Below are 17739 nucleotides of genomic sequence, written 5' to 3'. Positions count from 1 at the left end.
GCCCGGTGCAGTTCGCGGTGGGGGGTAAACCCCACCGCCGCTGGTGCCGTCCGCCTCCCCCTGTGGCGTGTGACCAGGCTAGGGAGCGGGGGCCGCGGGGGGCGTCGTCCGGCGGGTGGAGGTGTCCCCGACCGCGCGTACACCCTTACCCCTAGGGGGAATTGGCCTCAGGGACGAGTCGTCTCGGGGTTCGGTGCACCTTGGCGTGGGGGGCGGGGCCGGTGCGAAGCTGTCCCCGGGCATATAGATGCATAGGGAAAGGAATCCCGGTGGCCAGGACGGAGACTTCCGCGAAGGAGGCCGGGCAGGCGGCCGTCGCGACGCGGCGCGGCCCGGTGATGGTGGCGTTGATGCTGTCGATGGCGCTGGTGGCGCTGGACTCGACGGTGGTGGCCACGGCGGTGCCGCAGATCGTGGGGGACCTGGGTGGTTTCGCGTACTTCTCGTGGCTGTTCTCGGGCTACCTGCTGGCGGTGACGGTGACCCTCCCGGTGTACGGGAAGCTGTCGGACACCTTCGGCCGCAAGCCGGTGCTGCTGTTCGGGGCGGCGTTGTTCCTGCTGGGCTCGCTGCTGAGCGGGGTGGCCTGGAACATGGGTGCGCTGATCGCCTTCCGGGTGGTGCAGGGGCTGGGCGGCGGGGCGTTGCAGGGCACCGTGCAGACGCTGGCGGCGGACCTCTTCCCGCTGGCGGAGCGGCCGAAGATCCAGGCGCGGCTGTCGACGGTGTGGGCGGTGTCGGCGGTGGCGGGGCCGGGGGTGGGCGGTCTCCTGGCGGCGTACGCGGGGTGGCGGTGGATCTTCTTCGTCAACCTGCCGGTGGGCGCGGTGGCGCTGTGGATGGTGGTGCGGCACCTGCGGGAGTCGCCGCGGGAGCCCGGCGGGGCGGCGGCGCGGGCGCGGATCGACTGGGCGGGCGCCCTGGCGATCTTCGCGTGCGCCGGGGCGGTGCTGACGGCGCTGGTGCAGGGCGGGGTGGCCTGGCCGTGGCTGTCGGCGCCGTCGCTGGCGCTGTTCGGCGCCGGGCTGGTGCTGGCGGTGGTGGTGGTGCTGGTCGAGCGGCGGGCCGAGGACCCGGTGATCCCGGGCTGGGTGTGGCGGCGGCGGACGATCGTGGCGGTCAACGTGGCGTTCGGCGCGGTGGGGCTGCTGATGGTCGCGCCGACGGTGTTCCTGCCGACGTACGCGCAGGGCGTGCTGGGGCTGGAGCCGGTCGCGGCCGGGTTCGTGATGTCGGTGTGGACGCTGACCTGGCCGGTGTCGGCGGCGCTGAGCCAGCACGTGTACCGCAGGATCGGTTTCCGTGACTCGGCGCTGCTGGGGGTCGGGGTGACGTCGCTGGCGCTGGCGGCGTTCCAGTGGCTGCCGTACCCGGGGTCGGTGTGGCAGCCGGTGCTGCTGATGGCGGTGGTGGGGGCCGGGCTCGGCCTGTTCTCGGCGCCCCTGATGGTGGGGGTGCAGTCGACGGTGGGCTGGTCGGAGCGGGGGACGGTGACGGCCTCGGTGCTGTTCTGCCGGCAGACCGGTCAGACGCTGGGGGCCTCGTTGTTCGGCGCGCTGGCGAACGCGGTGCTGGCGGCCCGGCTGGGCGGCGTGGGCGACCTGGACGCGGTGACGCGCGCCGTGGACTCCGGCGCGCGGGTCCCGGAGGCGACGGGGCGGGCCGTCGCGGCGGCGACGCAGGCGGTGTACCTGGGCGCGGCGGTGGCCGCGGGGGCGGCGTTCGTGGCACTGCTGGCGCTCGCGCCGCGGCGTTTCCCTGTGCGGGCGACCAGCGCGGGGGGCGCCGGGGAGTGAGCCCGCACCGATCCCCGTCCTCACCGGGCCCTCACCGGGTGGAACCGCAGCGTGTGCGGCGGGTGTGTCTGTAGCTTGCGTGGGCTCGTCCAACTCCCCTCCCTGCGGCCCCTCTTCGGGCCCGAGCCTCGCAAGGAGCACGGGATGTCCTACGACCCGTACCCGTCGTACCAAGCTCCGCCCCCGCCCCGCCCCCGCACCGGCCGCCCACCGACCCCTCCCCGCCGAACGGGCAGCAGCCCTCGCCCCACGGCCCACCCCACCGGCCCGCCCCGGACCCGCACCCGTACCCGGCCCGCGGCGCGGAGCCGTACCCGGCCCACGGCGCGGACCAGTACCCGGCCCGGGACGCCGAGCCGTACCCGGCCCGCGGCGCGGACCAGTACCCGGCCCGGGAGGCGGGGCGCTATCCGGCCCGGGACGCCGAGCGGCAGCCGGCCCGGGACGCCGAGCAGTACCCCTCCGAGGGCACGCCGCGGTACTCCGGCCGCGGTGCGCGGCGGTATCCGGCCCGCGGCGGACGCTTCCCGGCGTACGGCGAGCCGCTCCCCGCGGCCGGCCGGCCACCCGCGGGCGACCCGGTCCCCGTGTACGACGACGTGTTCCCCGCCCCCGCCCAGGCCCCCGCGACCGCCCCGACCCCCGGCCCGGCCGCCACGTCGGCCTCCGGCTCCGTCAACGGGCAGCCGCGTGCCGCCCGGCAGGCGGACGACGTCGCCCCGCTGCGGGCCGCCTACGCCTGGCAGCGGCGGATCGCCGGCGCCACCGTCCTCGGCTTCTTCGCGCTGTACGTCCTGCTGACGGTGTACGTCCCGTCGGCGACGGGCGCCGGGCTGGGCGAGGGCCTGAACCTCGGCCTCGTGCTGGGCCTGCTGCAGCTTCCGGTGACGGTCGCCGCGCTGATCGTCTATGAACGCACGGCGCTCCGGCGGATCGACCCGCTGGTGGACCGGGCACGGGCGCGGCGGGAGGAGGGCCGGTGAACGACTTCTCCGCCCAGTCGATGTCGCTCGTCGCGTTCTGCGCGGTCGCCTCCGTCACCCTGCTGCTGTGCGTGATGACCGGGCCGGACCGGGACGACCTGCAGGAGTTCTACACGGGCTACGGCACCCTGACGCCGTTCCGCAACGGCATGGCGATCGCCGGCGACTACATCTCGGCCGCGACCGCGCTGGGCACCTGCGGCCTGGTGGCGTTCTTCGGCTACGACGGGATGCTGCTCGCGCTGAGCACCGCGCTGTCGATGATGCTGCTGATGCTCCTGCTGGCCGAACCGCTGCGCAACACGGGCAGGTTCACCATGGGGGACGTGCTGGCCGGGCGTACCGCGTCGCGGGCGGTGCGGATCACGGCGTGCGTGGTGACGGTCCTGTCGCTGATGCCGATGATGCTGGTGCAGCTGGCGGGTGCCGGGCAGCTGATGTCGTTCATCCTCGGCTTCGACAGCGACGCGCTGGAGACCGGAATGGTGGTCGGACTCGGCGTGCTGATGATCAGCTACGCGGTGATCGGCGGGATGAAGGGCACCGCCTTCATCCAGCTCCTCAAGATCTTCGTGCTGCTGGGCTCCGGGGTGATGGTCGCCCTGGTGATCCTGGCCCGGTACGGCTGGGACCCGGGCGCGCTGTTCGACGCGGCGGCGGCGCGCAGCGGCATCGGTGATGCCTTCCTGCGCACCGGCGTCGAGTTCGCGGGCCACCCGTTCCCGAAGCTCGACATGATCTCGATCCACGTGTCGATCGTGCTGGGCGCGGCGGTGCTGCCCCACATCACCATGCGCATGTTCACCGCGTCGGACGCCCGGCAGGTGCGGAGGGCGATGTCCTGGGCGGTGTCCTCGGTGACGCTGTTCTCGCTGGTGATCGTGGTCGTGGCGTTCGGGGCGGTGGCCATGGTCGGCCGGGGCGTGATCGCCGCCGCCGACCCGCAGGGCAACACCACCTTCCTGCTGGGCTCCAGGGCGGCGCTGAGCGCCGACGAGTCGTACCTGGCGGCGCTGCTGTTCACCACGGTGACCACGGCGGTCTTCCTGACCCTGCTGTCCTCGGTGGCCGGCATGATCCTGGCCTGCGCCAACTCGCTGGCGCACGACGTGATCGCCGGCCGGGGGACGGCGGGCGCGCGCCGGGAGGTGACGGTGGCGCGGGTCGCCGCGCTGGCGGTGGGCGTGGTGGCGGTCGTCCTGGCCACGCTGGTGCAGCACAGGAACCTGCAGCCGCTGGTGACGCTGTCGATCAGTCTGGGGGCCTCGGCGATCGCGCCGGCGCTGGTCTACAGCCTGTTCTGGCGGCGGTTCACCCGGCGCGGCGTGCTGTGGACGCTGATCGGCGGGTCGCTGGCGGTGCTGCTGCTGGCGCCGTTCACCAACCTGGTCTCCGGCTACCCCAACTCGGCGCTTCCGGAGGCCCACTTCAACTGGTTCCCGTTCACCACGCCGGGCCTGGTCACGATCCCGGTGGGCTTCGCACTGGGCTGGCTCGGCACGGTGACGTCCGGCTCCCGCAAGGTGCGGGAGCAGGAGCGACGCTACGAGGACCTGGAGCCCCGCCTCCTCGCGGGCGTCGATTCCCGCTGACCCCCGGGGCGGGGACGCCGACCTCCCCCCGCCCCCGGGCACCAACCGTCCCGTGCCCGCGGCCGCCCGCGCGCCCTCCGCGGTGACGGCCACGCCGTCCCCTGCCCTGCGGGCATCCGCGCGGCCGCCGCACGTACTGCCGCGCCGTCCTCCGCGCGGCCGCCGCGCGCACTGCGGGGCCACCTGCGGGCGTCTGGGCCGCCCAGGGGGCGGCACGGGCGGGCGCAGGGGGCGCCCCCTCCGCGGGGCGGTTCGCTCAACGCCGCGCAAGCGGGGGTCCAGTCCCGCCGCGCGCGGAGGCGGGGGAGTCCCAGGGGGCGGCACGCCGGGCCCGGGGAAGCCCCCGCGCGGAACCGGTACCGCCCGCGCGGGGGAGGGGACGTCAGAGCAGGCCGTCCCAGAACTGCTCCAGCAGCACGGACCACCAGCTGTCCGGCGACCCCAGCGCCGCCGGGTCCAACGCGGCGAGCTGCGCCTGGAAGTCGACCGTCCAGCGAGCCGCCTGCTCCTGGTTGAGCCCGAACCGCAGCGGCCACATCCGCCCCAGCAGCGCCAGGCACCGCGCGAACTCCGGCAGCCCCGTGTTGACGAACTGCGGCGGCACCGGCGCACCCCCGGGGCCCGCCTCCACCGGCACGGCGACGATGTGCGCGGTGCCGTACTGCACGCAGACCGCCTTGCCGAAGTCGGTGCCCATCACCAGGTACGACCCGGCGTCCGGGGCCGCCTGCACCCCACGTTCCTGCGCCAGCTCGGCCAGCGTCGGCACCGGCCGCCCCGGCTGGGCCTGCGCCCAGAAGAACGGGCCGAGGTCGAACGGCAGCCCCGCGACCACCAGGGTGTGGGCGACCACCGGCGGCACGCCCTGCCGGGACACCGCCGCCTGGTCGAAGCGGAACACGCCCGGCCCGAAGACCGCCGCCAGCTCGTGGGCGACGCCCTCCGGCGGCACGGGCGGAGCGGGCTGCACCGGCGGCAGCGGCGCGCGCACCGGGCCGGGCCGCGCGGGTCCGTCGGCGACCTGGTGCAGCTCGCCCTGGTGGGCCAGCAGCTGCGCGATGCCCTGCTGTCGGCCGGCGTGGTCCTCGCCGTAGGGGGCGATGGAGGTGATCCGGGCCTGCGGCCACTGCTCGCGGATCATCCGCGCGCAGTACGCGCCGGGCAGGGAGCAGGACTCGAGCTCGGTGTGCAGCTCCAGCACCTGGTTCGGCGGCACGTTCATGGCGCGCAGCTCGTGGAAGATCTGCCACTCCGGGTGCGGGAGCCCCGGCGCGCTGCGGCGGATCAGCTGGTGCTCGGAGCCGTCCGGGGCGCGGTAGCGCAGCACGGCCTGGTAGCCGGGCCCCACCATCGGCTGCTGGGGCTGCTGCGGGTACCCGTACGCGGCGGGCGCCCCGGGAACGCCGGGAGCGGCGGGCGGCGGCGGAACGGTTCCCGGAGGCGGCACCGGACCGGGTGCGGAGGGTGCCACCGGCGGACCCGACGGCGGCGCGAACATCGTCTCCGCGTGGTGCACGCTCCCCGGGGTGCCCGGCGGGGGCGGCGGCGGAGGCGTGGTGACGCCGGACGGACCGGAGGGCGCGAAGACGGTCTCCGCGTGGTGGGCCGCCTGGCCCGGAGCGGCGGGCGGCGGGGGCGGAGGCGGAGGCGTGTGCCCGCCGGGAACGCCGGGCGGACCGGGCGGGCCGGGCGGCGGCGGAGGCGTGGCGCCCCCGGACGACGGGTCGGCCAGCATGGTGACCGCGTGGTGCATGCCGCCGTCCTGCGGACCGCCGGGGCCGCCCTGCGAACCACCGGGAGCCCCGGGCGCCCCGGGCGCACCGGGCGCACCGGGCGTGCCGGGCCCCTGGGGGCCGAGGGAGGAGACCATCTGGGTGGGCACGTACCCCAGGGAGTCGCCCCCCGAGGACTGCGACGCGGGGCCCGGACCGGCCGGAGCCGGCGGGGGCGGCGGCGGAGGCGGCGGGGTGGACCCGGTCGCCGGACGGCGCGGCGGCGCGGCCTTGGCGGTCGCGGCGTCCGCGATGTCGCCGGCGTCGGCCGGCAGCGGACGCGCGGGGGTGGCCGGCCCGGACTGCGGCGCGGGCGGCTGCGACGGCGGCACCGGCGGCCCGGCGTCCGGCATGGCCGGCGTGACGCGGGTGGGCGGCAGCCGGCTGCCGCCCTGGATGAGCGCGGTCTGCGCGTCGGACACACCCGCGCCTCCCGGTCCGCCGGGTCCGTCGGCCACCGGCGGCGCGAACACCGTCTCCGGCAGCGGCACCGACCGGTCGTCGGCGGCCTGCGCGGTGGTGTCGGTCCCGTCCCAGGGGGTGCCCCCCGCGGTGGCGGGCGACGGCGCGGCAGGCGTCGACGACGCCGACGGCGTGGTGTCGCGGCCGCGCCCGGCGTCCCGCTGGTCGGGGATGCCCATCCGGTCGGCCGCGTCCTGCAGCCACTGCGGCGGGCTGAGCAGGAACGACGTCTGGTTCAGGTCGACCCGCGCGGGCGCCGGCGGCGGCGCGGGAGCGGCCTCCTCGCGGCCGTACAGCTCCTCGTACCGGCGGATCACCTCGCCCACCGGCAGACCGGGCCACAGCGTGGCCTCGCCGCTGTCCCGGGCGATCACCAGCCGCTGCGCGCCGCCCTCGGAACGCGGGCCGTCGGCGCGGTCCTCGGCCCACACCACGAAGCCCAGCTCGAACTCGCGTACCCGCACCTCACGGTGCTGGTACGCGGGCGCCTCGCCGTTGATCCATTCCTCGCCGCGCTCCTGCGCCTGCGCGTAGGTCACCATCGGCCGTTCACTCCCCTGTCGGGCCCGACACCGGCACCGCGCGCGCGAAACCGCCGTCCACCATCAGATTCGCCACCGTGTCCAGCTCGGGCGGGCTGCCCGCGAGCCGGCCGAGGAACGCGTCGAAGTCCTCGCCGCAGGGCAGCAGCAGGCGCTCCACCCGTTCGGCGGGGGTCCACGACGGGTCCACGTCGCGCACGTCGTCGTAGGCGCAGAACCACACCGTTCCGCGCCGCTCGCCCCTGACCTTCACCGCGAGGATGCCGCCCTGCAGGAACGCCACCCCCAGGTAGTCCTTGGTGAGGTGGTCGCGCAGGCACTTGTTGACGTACACCAGGTCGTTGACCGCCGCCTCGTCCCGCACGGTGAGGAAGGGCTGGTCGACCAGCAGGCCCAGCTCCGCGTCGAGCGCGGTGCCCACCGGGGCGCAGCCGCCGGCGGCCTTCAGGAACGCGCGGTAGGGGCCGGGCAGCTGGTACCCGAGCTCCTCCTCGACGGCCTGCACCTGCTGCTCGCTCACGGCCACGGAGTTCTTGGGCAGCCGGAAGTGGGCCGGCCGGGTGTCCTGCAGCGGGCGGGTGCCGCGCTTGCCGTGCTCCACGGCGGCGGTGGAGATGCCGCCGTGGTGGCGCAGCAGCGCCTTCACCTCGACGGGAATCAGCTCCAGGCGCCGGGTGCGCGGGACGTGGTGCCAGGTCCAGCCGTGCGGGGTGGCCACCGGCTCGACGGTGTCCCACAGGGGGTGACCGGACGCGGCGAGGGCGGCGTTGGCCGACACGTGGTCGGTCAGCCGCAACTCGTCGACGCCGAAGCCCTCCGGCGGGTCGGCGATCTCGGCGGCCGCGCGGGCGTAGGGCGAGAAGTCCGGGTAGCCGTGGTCGTCGACCCGTACGCCTGCCGGGTGCCGGGCGGCGCGGACCGGGTCGGGGAAGTGCACGACCTGTCCTGCGTACGCGGCGTTCGGCGGCGCGGGCCGTCCTCCGGTCCCGTGGCCGGGAGAGACCCCCAGCCCGAGCCCACCTGTCGTCATGGCGGTTGCCCCCTGCGGCGTTCCGGCGGCCGGTGAAGCCGCGCTCTCCCATAGTGTCGACCACCGCGTGGGTGGCGGTTCCCGACAGACTATGCGGTGCCGCTCGCGGCGGTCATGGTGCGTCCGGATGCGTCCACCTGTGTGACCTCGCGTCAACACTCCGTGGTCACGACGCCCCGCCACGGGCGTGTCACGGGCCCTGGCTTCCTCCTCGGCCGCCGGGTTTGGCACTCTAAGGCGACCGAGGGGATGCTCGGGAGGTGAGAACGATCATGCAGGCCGCACAGACCACCGGGACGGAACCGCCGTCCGGTCCGTCGCAGGACCCGCGAGTGGGCTGGAGCAGCGCGGACGGCGCCGTGGCTCCGGTACTGCTGCACCGCCGTGACGGGATACTCCCGACGGTGGCCGCCGCGCTGTCCGTCCGCGGCACCACGCTCACCGGCACGGCCGCCCGCGGCGACCAGAGTCCGGTCCTGCACCCGCTGGTGCAGGACTTCCTCGACACCCTCACCAGCGACCAGCGTGACCGGTTCACCGGCCGGTGCGCCGAGGCGCTGCTGATCTCCCGGCACATCGCCGCGGCCGACGCGGCGCGCAACAAGCGCGCCGCGCGCCGGCCCATGACCGCCGGCGAGGCGCGCAAGGCCCTGAAACACGCCAAGCTGACCGCGCGGCGCATCCGGGAGGACGGCGACCCGCTGCACGGCAGCTTCGCCGAGCCCTGCCGGGCGTGCGCAGCCCTCACCGCCCACTTCGGGGTACGGGTGGTCGACCCGGGCGCCGGCGGCTGAGCCGCCGCCCGCCGCCGCTCCTCGCCGCCGCCCGTCGCGGTCCGCCACCGTCCCGGTCCTCCGCCGTCCGCCCGTTGCCTCCGCCCGTCCCGTCCTGAAGGACTCCAGGTACCTGATGCAAGCCGAGCGCACCTCCTCGACCCGTTTCGCCGTCCACGTCGACGTCGCGCTGCGCGCGGCCGGCTGGGAGCCGGGACGCTGGGACATCCGGCAGGCCGAGGTGTGGGCCGACGCGCTGCGCGAGCACGCCTCGCCGGCCGGTCACACGCACGCGGTGTTCCCGGCGGCGGTGGAGGCGTGGGCGGAGTTCGGCGGCCTGCGGATCGCCCCGTCCGGGCCGGGCCGTCAGGTGGCGCCCGCGGTGCTGGACATGGACCCGATGCACGGACTGCACATGGCGCGCACGCTGGGGGACCTCGGGCGGGCGCTGGGGACGGAGCTGTGCCCGGTGGGTGCGGAGGCGGACACCGGGGCGCTGCTGGCCGTCGACGCGGTGGGGCGGGTGTACGCGCTCGACCACGCCGGTGACTGGTACCTCGGCGTCACCCTCGACCAGGCCCTCACCGCCCTCCTCACCGGCACCGCCCCCACCCGCCTCACCGCCGTGGAGCTCCCGGCCCCCCGCGCGGAGGCGTGAGCCGGCCGCACGGATCCCGCTCCGCGCCCCGCCCGCACCGGAGCCTCGGGGCGGCACGGGGTCCGGTGACCCCCAGGGGGGCGGGGGAGGGTCGCCGTGGCGGACGCGCCGCGTCGAGGGCGTGCGCGACGTACGCTGGAACCCCCGGTCCGCCCCGCGTACCGGGCGCTTCGCGTGACACGAGAACCCCGCGGGACCCCCGCTGGACGGAAAGGCCTCCATGAGCCTGCACGGTCTGCTCGACGCCGTCGTCAAGGACGCCGCCCTCACCGACGCGGTACGCGCCGCCGCCGAGGGCCACCGCACCCACGTCGACCTGGTCGGCCCTCCCGCCGCCCGCCCCTTCGCGGTGGCCGCGCTGGCCAGGGACGCCGGCCGCACCGTCCTCGCGGTGACCGCGACCGGCCGCGAGGCCGAGGACCTCGCCGCCGCCCTGCGCTCGCTGCTCGACCCGGACGCCGTCGTGGAGTACCCGTCCTGGGAGACCCTGCCCCACGAGCGGCTGAGCCCCCGCAGCGACACCGTCGGCCGCCGCCTCGCCGTGCTGCGCCGCCTCGCGCACCCCAGCGCCGACGACCCGGGCGCCGGCCCCGTCCAGGTGGTCGTCGCACCCGTCCGCTCCGTGCTGCAGCCGCAGGTCAAGGGCCTGGGGGACCTGGAGCCGGTCTTCCTGCGCACCGGGCAGCAGGCCGACCTGGACGAGGTCGTCGAGGCGCTCGCCGCCGCCGCGTACAGCCGCGTCGAACTCGTGGAGAACCGCGGCGAGTTCGCCGTCCGCGGCGGCATCCTCGACGTCTTCCCGCCGACCGAGGAACACCCGCTCCGCGTCGAGTTCTGGGGCGACGACGTCGAGGAGATCCGCTACTTCAAGGTGGCCGACCAGCGCTCGCTCGAGGTCGCCGAGCACGGCCTGTGGGCCCCGCCCTGCCGCGAACTGCTGCTGACCGACGAGGTCCGCCGCCGCGCCGCCGAACTGGCCAAGGAACACCCGGAGCTGGGCGAACTGCTCGGCAAGATCGCCGAGGGCATCGCCGTCGAGGGCATGGAGTCCCTGGCCCCGGTCCTCGTGGACGACATGGAACTGCTCCTCGACGTGCTCCCCAAGGGCTCGATGGCGGTCGTCTGCGACCCCGAGCGGGTCCGCACCCGCGCCACCGACCTGGTGGCGACCTCGCAGGAGTTCCTCCAGGCGTCCTGGGCGGCGACGGCCGGCGGCGGCGAGGCTCCCATCGACGTCGGCGCGGCCTCCCTGTGGTCGATGGCGGACGTCCGCGACCGGGCCCGTCAGCTCGACATGCTCTGGTGGTCCGTCTCGCCGTTCGCCGCCGACGAGATCACCGGCGACTTCGCGGACGACGCGACCGCCGACACCCTCAAGCTCGGCATGCACGCCCCCGACACCTACCGCGGCGACACGGCCCGTGCGCTGGCGGACGCCAAGGGCTGGGTGGCCGACGGCTGGCGCATCGCGTTCCTCACCGAGGGCCACGGCCCGGCGGCCCGGATCACCGAGGTCCTCGGCGGCGAGGGCGTCCCGGCCCGCATGGACAAGGACCTCACCGAGCTGACGCCGTCGCTGGTGCACGTCTCCTGCGGCAGCGTCGAGTACGGCTTCGTGGACCCGGTGCTGAAGCTGGCCGTGCTCACCGAGACCGACCTGTCCGGTCAGCGCACCGCCACCCGGGACGGCGCGAAGATGCCGGCCCGCCGCCGCAAGACCATCGACCCGCTCACCCTGGAGCCCGGCGACTACATCGTGCACGAGCAGCACGGCGTGGGCCGCTACCTGGAGATGGTGCAGCGCACCGTGCAGGGGGCGACCCGCGAGTACCTGGTGGTCGAGTACGCCCCCGCCAAGCGGGGCCAGCCCGGCGACCGGCTGTACATCCCGACCGACCAGCTGGAGCAGATCACCAAGTACGTCGGCGGCGAGGCGCCCACCCTGCACCGCCTGGGCGGCGCGGACTGGACGAAGACCAAGGCGCGGGCGAAGAAGGCGGTCAAGGAGATCGCCGCCGACCTGATCAAGCTGTACAGCGCCCGGATGGCGGCCCCCGGACACGTCTTCGGCCCGGACACCCCCTGGCAGCGGGAGCTGGAGGACGCCTTCCCGTACGCGGAGACGCCCGACCAGCTGACCACCATCGCCGAGGTGAAAGCCGACATGGAGAAGTCGGTCCCGATGGACCGCCTGATCTGCGGCGACGTCGGCTACGGCAAGACCGAGATCGCGGTGCGCGCCGCCTTCAAGGCGGTCCAGGACGGCAAGCAGGTCGCCGTGCTGGTGCCCACCACCCTGCTGGTGCAGCAGCACTTCGGCACCTTCAGCGAGCGGTACGCGCAGTTCCCGGTGAAGGTGAAGGCGCTCTCGCGCTTCCAGTCGGAGGCGGAGTCGAAGGCGACCCTGGAGGGGCTGCGCGACGGCTCGGTGGACGTCGTGATCGGCACCCACCGGCTGTTCTCCTCGGAGACCAGGTTCAAGGACCTGGGCCTGGTCATCGTCGACGAGGAGCAGCGGTTCGGCGTCGAGCACAAGGAGCAGCTGAAGAAGCTGCGCGCCAACGTGGACGTCCTCACCATGTCCGCCACGCCCATCCCGCGCACCCTGGAGATGGCGGTCACCGGCATCCGCGAGATGTCGACGATCACCACCCCGCCGGAGGAGCGCCACCCGGTGCTCACCTTCGTCGGCCCGTACGAGGAGCGGCAGATCGGCGCCGCGATCCGGCGCGAACTGCTGCGCGAGGGACAGGTCTTCTACATCCACAACCGGGTGGAGTCGATCGACCGGGCGGCGGCGCGGCTGCGGGAGATCGTGCCCGAGGCGCGGATCGCGACGGCGCACGGCCAGATGTCGGAGCAGGCGCTGGAGCAGGTCGTCGTCGACTTCTGGGAGAAGCGGTTCGACGTGCTGGTGTCCACGACGATCGTGGAGTCCGGCATCGACATCGCCAACGCCAACACGCTGATCGTGGAGCGCGGCGACAACTTCGGCCTCTCCCAGCTGCACCAGCTGCGCGGCCGGGTCGGCCGTGGCCGGGAGCGGGGCTACGCGTACTTCCTGTACCCGCCGGAGAAGCCGCTGACCGAGACCGCGCACGAGCGGCTGGCGACCATCGCCCAGCACACCGACCTGGGCGCGGGCATGTACGTGGCGATGAAGGACCTGGAGATCCGCGGCGCGGGCAACCTGCTCGGCGGCGAGCAGTCCGGCCACATCGCGGGCGTCGGCTTCGACCTGTACGTGCGGATGGTCGGCGAGGCGGTCGCCGAGTACCGGGCCTCGCTGGAGGGCGGCGTCGAGGAGGCGCCGCCGCTGGAGGTGAAGATCGAGCTGCCGGTGGACGCGCACGTCCCGCACGACTACGCGCCGGGCGAGCGGCTGCGTCTGCAGGCCTACCGCTCGATCGCCTCCGCCAACTCGGAGGAGGACGTCGCGGCGGTCCGTGAGGAGCTGGTGGACCGGTACGGCAAGCTGCCGGAGCCGGTGGAGAACCTGCTGCTGGTGGCGGGGCTGCGGATGCTGGCCCGGTCCTGCGGGGTGGGTGAGATCGTGCTGCAGGGCAACAACATCCGGTTCGCGCCGGTGGACCTGCGGGAGTCGCAGGAGCTGCGGCTCAAGCGGGTGTACCCGGGGACGGTCATCAAGGCGACGGCGCAGCAGGTGCTGGTGCCGCGGCCCAAGACCGCGAAGATCGGCGGCAAGCCGCTGACGGGGCGCGAACTGCTGTCCTGGACCGGGGAGTTCCTGACGACGGTCCTGTCCTAGGAGGGGGTGTCGCCGGCATACGGGTCACGCGGCCTCAGGGACGGCGGTGTCGGCGAGGGCTCCGGTCTGCCGGAACCGGTCATGTCTGCGGCAGCAGTTCGTCGGACAGGCCGAGGTGGCGGCGGAGTGCCTGCCGGCCGAGGGAGGTGACGGTGACGGCGCGCGTGGTGCCGACGGGAGTGACCCAGCCCGCGTCGAACGCGTGCCGGCACAGGGCGGCACCGACGGCGCCGCCCAGATGGGGGCGGCGTTCGGTCCAGTCCAGGCATGACCGTACCGACGGTCGTCGCGTGCAGGCCGGGACGGTGACGCCGAGGTTCTCGAGCCAGGTCGCTCCGGCGCTGGTGAGCCCGAGTCCCCGCTCCAGGTTCAGCAGCCTGCGCTCGAGCATCGCATCGGTGATGGCGACCCCGACGGTCCCGGCGAGGTGGTCGTAGCAGGTGCGGGCGAGGGCGAGGGCCTGCCGGCGGCCGGCCGCCGACAGGGTACGGGGTGCCGGGGTGCGTTCCGGTGCCATCGCGGCGAGGCTCTCGATCAGCTCGGCGACCTGTGGACCGGCCAGACGTACGTAGCGGTGGCGGCCCTGTCGTTCCTCGGCCAGCAGGTTTCCGCGGACGAGCGCGTGCAGGTGCTCGGTCGCGGTCGAGGGCGCCACCCCCGCGTGACGTGCCAGTTCCGTCGCCGTCCAAGCCCGGCCGTCGAGCAGGGCCAGACAGAAGCCTGCCCGCGTCCCGTCGGCCAGAAGCTTCGCCACGGTGGCCAGATCGGGCCCGGCCACCTGCGCGCGCTGCGTGTCCATGCGGTCCATTGTCCCCCGTGACGTTTCGGCCATGGCCGAAATGACCGGACCCTAGGTTTCTCACCATGAACACGGCACCTCCCAGCACCCTGCCCGCACAGACTGCCGCCACCCACCTGGAGATCGAGCCGAGCATCCTGTACTTCGGGACGCCGGTGGTGCTCCTGTCGACGGAGAACCAGGACGGCTCGTTCAACCTCGCCCCGGTCTCCTCCGCATGGGCCCTCGGGCGGACGGTCGTCATCGGACTGGGCCGGGAGGGGCACACCGCGTACAACCTCGGCAGCCGCCCCGACCTGGTCATCAACCTGCCATCCCCGGCCCAGTGGCCGGCCGTGGAGCGGCTGGCGCCACTGACCGGCCGCGATCCAGTGCCCCCCAGCAAGCCCGAAGGCTGCCGCTTCGAGCCGGACAAGTTCGCCGCCGCAGGCCTGACCTGCGAGCCCTCCCATCTGGTCCGGCCTCCTCGCGTGGCAGGATGCCCGATCCAGTTGGAGGCCCGTGCCGAGCGGGTGCGGCCTGACGTCTCCGGGGACTTCCTCATCGTCGAGACCGTCGTGCGCAAGGTGCACGCCGACTCCCGCATCGTCGTTCCGGGCACCGACCACATCGACCCCGCCGCCTGGAGCCCCCTCATCTACAACTTCCGCCACTACTTCGGACTCGGCCCGGAACTCGGCCACTCCTACCGCACCCGGACACCCCGCACCTTCCAGGGACCTGGCGCGGAGCCCGCGCTCGCCGGCACGGCGCCCGACCGAGACCGGGTGGCCTGGCCGAAGCCGGCGGCAGCGGAGTCCTGATCGCGCAGGGGGCGTCCGCCGCGTCCGCTTCCCCGGCGGCGACGTCGGGTGGGATGCCCCGGCGACCGACTCCCTCCACGCCGGCGTGTCGCCGCGCTCGTCCGGCCGGTCCAGGCGCTCGGCCGGGTTCTTGAGCCTCCCGCTGCTCGGCCGGGTTGGGAGCCCCCGCACATCGGGAGCCGGGGGCCGCCCCCGCGGCGGGGTCGGGAAAGCCGCCGTGCCTACGGAGTGTCCGCGCCGCCTCCGGGGCGGAACAACGTCGTGGCCAGCTCACGGAACGTCTCCTCGGGGTCGCCTCCGTCGAGTGCGTCGTCCAGGTTGTGCGCCAGCAGCAGCGTGGCGAAGCCGTGGGCCAGGGACCAGGCGGCGACGCCCGCCAGCCGGGCCTCCACCCCGCGGTCGCGATCCGGGACCCCGGCCACCGCGTCCCGCAGCGCGGCGCCGGACAGCGCCTGCGCGGTGACCAGTTCGACGTCGTCGGGCCTCAGCAGCTGCGGGCTGAACATCACCTGGAAGTGCGCCGGGTGCTCGCGGGCGAAGCGGACGTAGCGCACGCCGGCCTCCCGCAGGTCACCGGCCAACCGCAGCGCGTCGGCGAGCAGTTCGTGCCCCTCGGCGGCGATGGCGGTGAGCAGGCCCGCGCGGTCCTTGAAGTGGTGGGCGGGCGCGGCGTGCGAGACGCCGGCCCGGCGGGCGAGGTCGCGCAGGCTCAGCGCCGCGGGGCCCTCGGCGGCGATGGCCTCCAGGGCGGCGGACATGATCGCGCGCCGCAGGTCGCCGTGGTGGTACGGGCGGTCCGGGGGCGTCGGGCGGGTGGTGGCCATGGGACCAGGTTACTCCGATCTGGCCATTGACAAGTTCTGCCCCGCCGTTCAATCTGGACAGTGACAAGTTCGGGTTCTTCCTCACCGACGGTGGAGGCATCTCATGGCCGAGCAGACCGGAACCACAGCCGCGGCAGCGGTCGGCCTCACCGAGGTCCGCCGGATCTGGCACCTTCTCGAACCGCTGCACGCGGTCCTCTACTACGCCCCGGAGGCCTTCGAGGAGGCGGCGGCCCTGGGCTACGACGTGGAGGAGCGGTGGCCCTCGTACTTCGCCTTCCGGGCCGCTCCGCTCGGCGCCGTCGGGGCCGTGCGGGCGGCCTCGGCCTTCTACAGCATGAGCCCGCGGATGGTGGAGCGGCAGCTGCCGGCCGTGTGGGAGGTGGCGAGCCCGGAGGAGGTTCTGGCGGCGCGGCTGCGGGGCGTGGACCGCGCCTACCGCTCGTTGTTCGGCGAGCGGGTGGACGGCCCGGAGATACGCGCCGCGGCTGCGCTCACCCGGCGTGCGGCCGAGGCCGCCGACCTCGCCGGCAGGCCGCTGGCCGCGGCCAACGCCGAGTTGCCCTGGCCGCGGGAGCCGCACCTCCAGCTGTGGCACGCGGCGACGATCCTGCGCGAGCACCGGGGTGACGGGCACGTGGCCGCACTGATGACGGCCGGGCTCGACCCGGTGGAGGCGCTGGTCTCCTTCGAGGCGATCGGTGCCGCCAGCCGCCAGACCCTCGCGAGCAGGGAGTGGAGCGCGCAGGAGTGGGAGGCCGCCCGGAGCCGGCTGGCCGGTCGCGGCCTGGTGACGGAGGCCGGTACGGCCACGGAGGAGGGCAGGGCGCTGCGTGAGCGCGTGGAGCGGGAGACCGACCGGCTGGCCTCGGCGCCCTGGCGGGCGTCGGGCGCCGCGGACACCACCCGACTCGCCGATCTGCTGGGCGACTTCTGGGTGACGGTGATCGCCTCCGGCCTGCTGCCGGCCGACAACGCCCTGGGCATAGGCAAGGTGTGAGCCCGGCCGTCGCCGACCCGTACGGGTGAGGGCCGGAATGCACGCCACCGCCGGGGGCATGATCGCATCAGTTCGTGCAGTTCCGACACGACCGGAGGTAGCGAACTATGCGCAACAGAAGGCCGGGCGGCGACCGCCGACGAGCCCTCGGTGTCCTGCCCGCTCTCGCGGCGGCGGCGGCGGTACTGGTCTCCGGGTGCGAGATGCCGGAAGGCTCCCTCGACAACTCGCCGTCCGATCACGCCGGTTCACCGACCGGCCCGGCGGCGGCCGCAGGCCGCGCCGTCAGCCCGCTCGACAACCCGGACGGCACCAAGCCGGGCCTCGCGGTGGTGTCCTCGGACGCCGACCGCGCCAAGGCCCGTGACCTGATCGAGAAGGTGACCGTCAAGGGCCGCGGCCCCAAGACGGGTTACGACCGTGACGAGTTCGGCGAGGCGTGGCTGGACACTGCCGATGTCCCTTTCTCCCGCAACGGCTGCGACACCCGCAACGACCTGCTGAAGCGGGACGGGGACGAGGTGAAGTTCCGCTCCGGCTCGAACTGCGTGGTCGTGGAGATGACGCTCGCGGACCCCTACACGGGGAAGGAGATCGACTGGGCCAAGGCGGACGCCGCCGAGGTGCAGATCGACCATGTGATGGCGCTGTCCTACGACTGGCAGATGGGCGCGTCCCGCTGGTCGAAGGACAAGCGGAAGGCCATCGCCAACGACCCGCTCAACCTGCTGCCGGTGGACGGCCCGACCAACTCGTCCAAGGGCGACTCCGGCCCGGCGGCCTGGGTCCCGCCGAACAAGCAGATCCGCTGCGCCTACGCGGTGCGCTTCGCCCAGGTGTCCCTGAAGTACGAACTCCCGGTGACCAAGGCGGACAAGGCGGCCATGCTCAAGCAGTGCGGCGGCTGACGCGAACCCGGGTGCCCGCGAGGGCGAG

The 17739-nt window shown here is 74.6% G+C and carries 13 protein-coding genes; 9 read left to right on the top strand and 4 right to left on the bottom strand.

From position 1 onward, the window contains the following. The first annotated feature begins 269 nt into the window (after nt 1–269). The 3 genes from Sfr03f_RS00455 to Sfr03f_RS00445 all read left to right on the top strand — a co-directional run bounded on the left by Sfr03f_RS00455 (nt 270) and on the right by Sfr03f_RS00445 (nt 4371). Complete coding sequence (locus Sfr03f_RS00455) at nt 270–1796, top strand: MFS transporter (RefSeq protein ID WP_245967315.1); 1527 nt, start codon at nt 270–272, stop codon at nt 1794–1796. A gap of 587 nt (nt 1797–2383) precedes the next feature. Then, nucleotides 2384–2779, top strand: a complete 396-nt coding sequence (locus Sfr03f_RS00450; RefSeq protein ID WP_108951646.1) for a DUF485 domain-containing protein — start codon at nt 2384–2386, stop codon at nt 2777–2779. 20 nt (nt 2780–2799) lie between these two features. Continuing rightward, nucleotides 2800–4371, top strand: a complete 1572-nt coding sequence (locus tag Sfr03f_RS00445; RefSeq protein ID WP_108951912.1) for a sodium/solute symporter — start codon at nt 2800–2802, stop codon at nt 4369–4371. A gap of 382 nt (nt 4372–4753) precedes the next feature. Here Sfr03f_RS00445 and Sfr03f_RS00440 read toward each other — a convergent pair whose 3' ends face one another. Together Sfr03f_RS00440 and Sfr03f_RS00435 are read right to left on the bottom strand one after the other, a co-directional pair. Then, nucleotides 4754–7147 (bottom strand): SUKH-4 family immunity protein, encoded by a 2394-nt coding sequence (locus Sfr03f_RS00440; protein WP_108951645.1) that lies wholly within the window; start codon nt 7145–7147, stop codon nt 4754–4756. Nucleotides 7148–7154: 7 nt separating this feature from the next. Further along, nucleotides 7155–8177 carry an SMI1/KNR4 family protein gene (locus Sfr03f_RS00435; protein ID WP_108951644.1) on the bottom strand — a complete coding sequence of 341 codons (1023 nt, stop codon included), beginning with the start codon at nt 8175–8177 and terminating at the stop codon, nt 7155–7157. A 272-nt stretch (nt 8178–8449) separates the two neighbouring features. Between Sfr03f_RS00435 and Sfr03f_RS00430 the strand changes: the two genes are divergently transcribed. The 3 genes from Sfr03f_RS00430 to mfd all read left to right on the top strand — a co-directional run bounded on the left by Sfr03f_RS00430 (nt 8450) and on the right by mfd (nt 13377). Continuing rightward, nucleotides 8450–8971 (top strand): YwqJ-related putative deaminase, encoded by a 522-nt coding sequence (locus Sfr03f_RS00430; RefSeq protein WP_108951643.1) that lies wholly within the window; start codon nt 8450–8452, stop codon nt 8969–8971. A gap of 115 nt (nt 8972–9086) precedes the next feature. Next, the gene (locus Sfr03f_RS00425) at nt 9087–9608 is read left to right on the top strand and encodes an SUKH-3 domain-containing protein (protein WP_108951642.1); all 522 of its coding nucleotides are present in this window, start codon (nt 9087–9089) and stop codon (nt 9606–9608) included. 220 nt (nt 9609–9828) lie between these two features. Next, nucleotides 9829–13377, top strand: a complete 3549-nt coding sequence (gene mfd / locus Sfr03f_RS00420) for a transcription-repair coupling factor (protein WP_108951641.1) — start codon at nt 9829–9831, stop codon at nt 13375–13377. A 79-nt stretch (nt 13378–13456) separates the two neighbouring features. On the opposite strand, the gene Sfr03f_RS00415 is transcribed toward mfd, so the two are convergent. Beyond that, nucleotides 13457–14185: an ArsR/SmtB family transcription factor gene (locus tag Sfr03f_RS00415; protein WP_108951640.1), complete on the bottom strand. Its 729-nt coding sequence runs from the start codon at nt 14183–14185 to the stop codon at nt 13457–13459. Nucleotides 14186–14241: 56 nt separating this feature from the next. Between Sfr03f_RS00415 and Sfr03f_RS00410 the strand changes: the two genes are divergently transcribed. Next, entirely contained in the window at nt 14242–14979 is a 738-nt protein-coding gene (locus Sfr03f_RS00410) for a flavin reductase family protein (protein ID WP_108951639.1), read from the top strand. Nucleotides 14980–15200: 221 nt separating this feature from the next. On the opposite strand, the gene Sfr03f_RS00405 is transcribed toward Sfr03f_RS00410, so the two are convergent. Beyond that, the gene (locus tag Sfr03f_RS00405) at nt 15201–15803 is read right to left on the bottom strand and encodes a TetR/AcrR family transcriptional regulator (RefSeq protein WP_108951638.1); all 603 of its coding nucleotides are present in this window, start codon (nt 15801–15803) and stop codon (nt 15201–15203) included. 103 nt (nt 15804–15906) lie between these two features. Between Sfr03f_RS00405 and Sfr03f_RS00400 the strand changes: the two genes are divergently transcribed. Beyond that, complete coding sequence (locus Sfr03f_RS00400) at nt 15907–16803, top strand: SCO6745 family protein (RefSeq protein WP_108951637.1); 897 nt, start codon at nt 15907–15909, stop codon at nt 16801–16803. Nucleotides 16804–16910: 107 nt separating this feature from the next. Further along, on the top strand, nt 16911–17711 hold the full coding sequence (locus tag Sfr03f_RS00395; protein WP_372514328.1) for an HNH endonuclease family protein: 801 nt from the start codon (nt 16911–16913) through the stop codon (nt 17709–17711). Nucleotides 17712–17739: the final 28 nt, after the last annotated feature.

Source organism: Streptomyces fragilis, assembly GCF_003112515.1.
Taxonomy (GTDB): domain Bacteria; phylum Actinomycetota; class Actinomycetes; order Streptomycetales; family Streptomycetaceae; genus Streptomyces; species Streptomyces fragilis.
The sequence above is the reverse complement of the archived record's forward strand: the minus strand, read 5'-3'. Positions and strand labels throughout refer to the sequence as shown.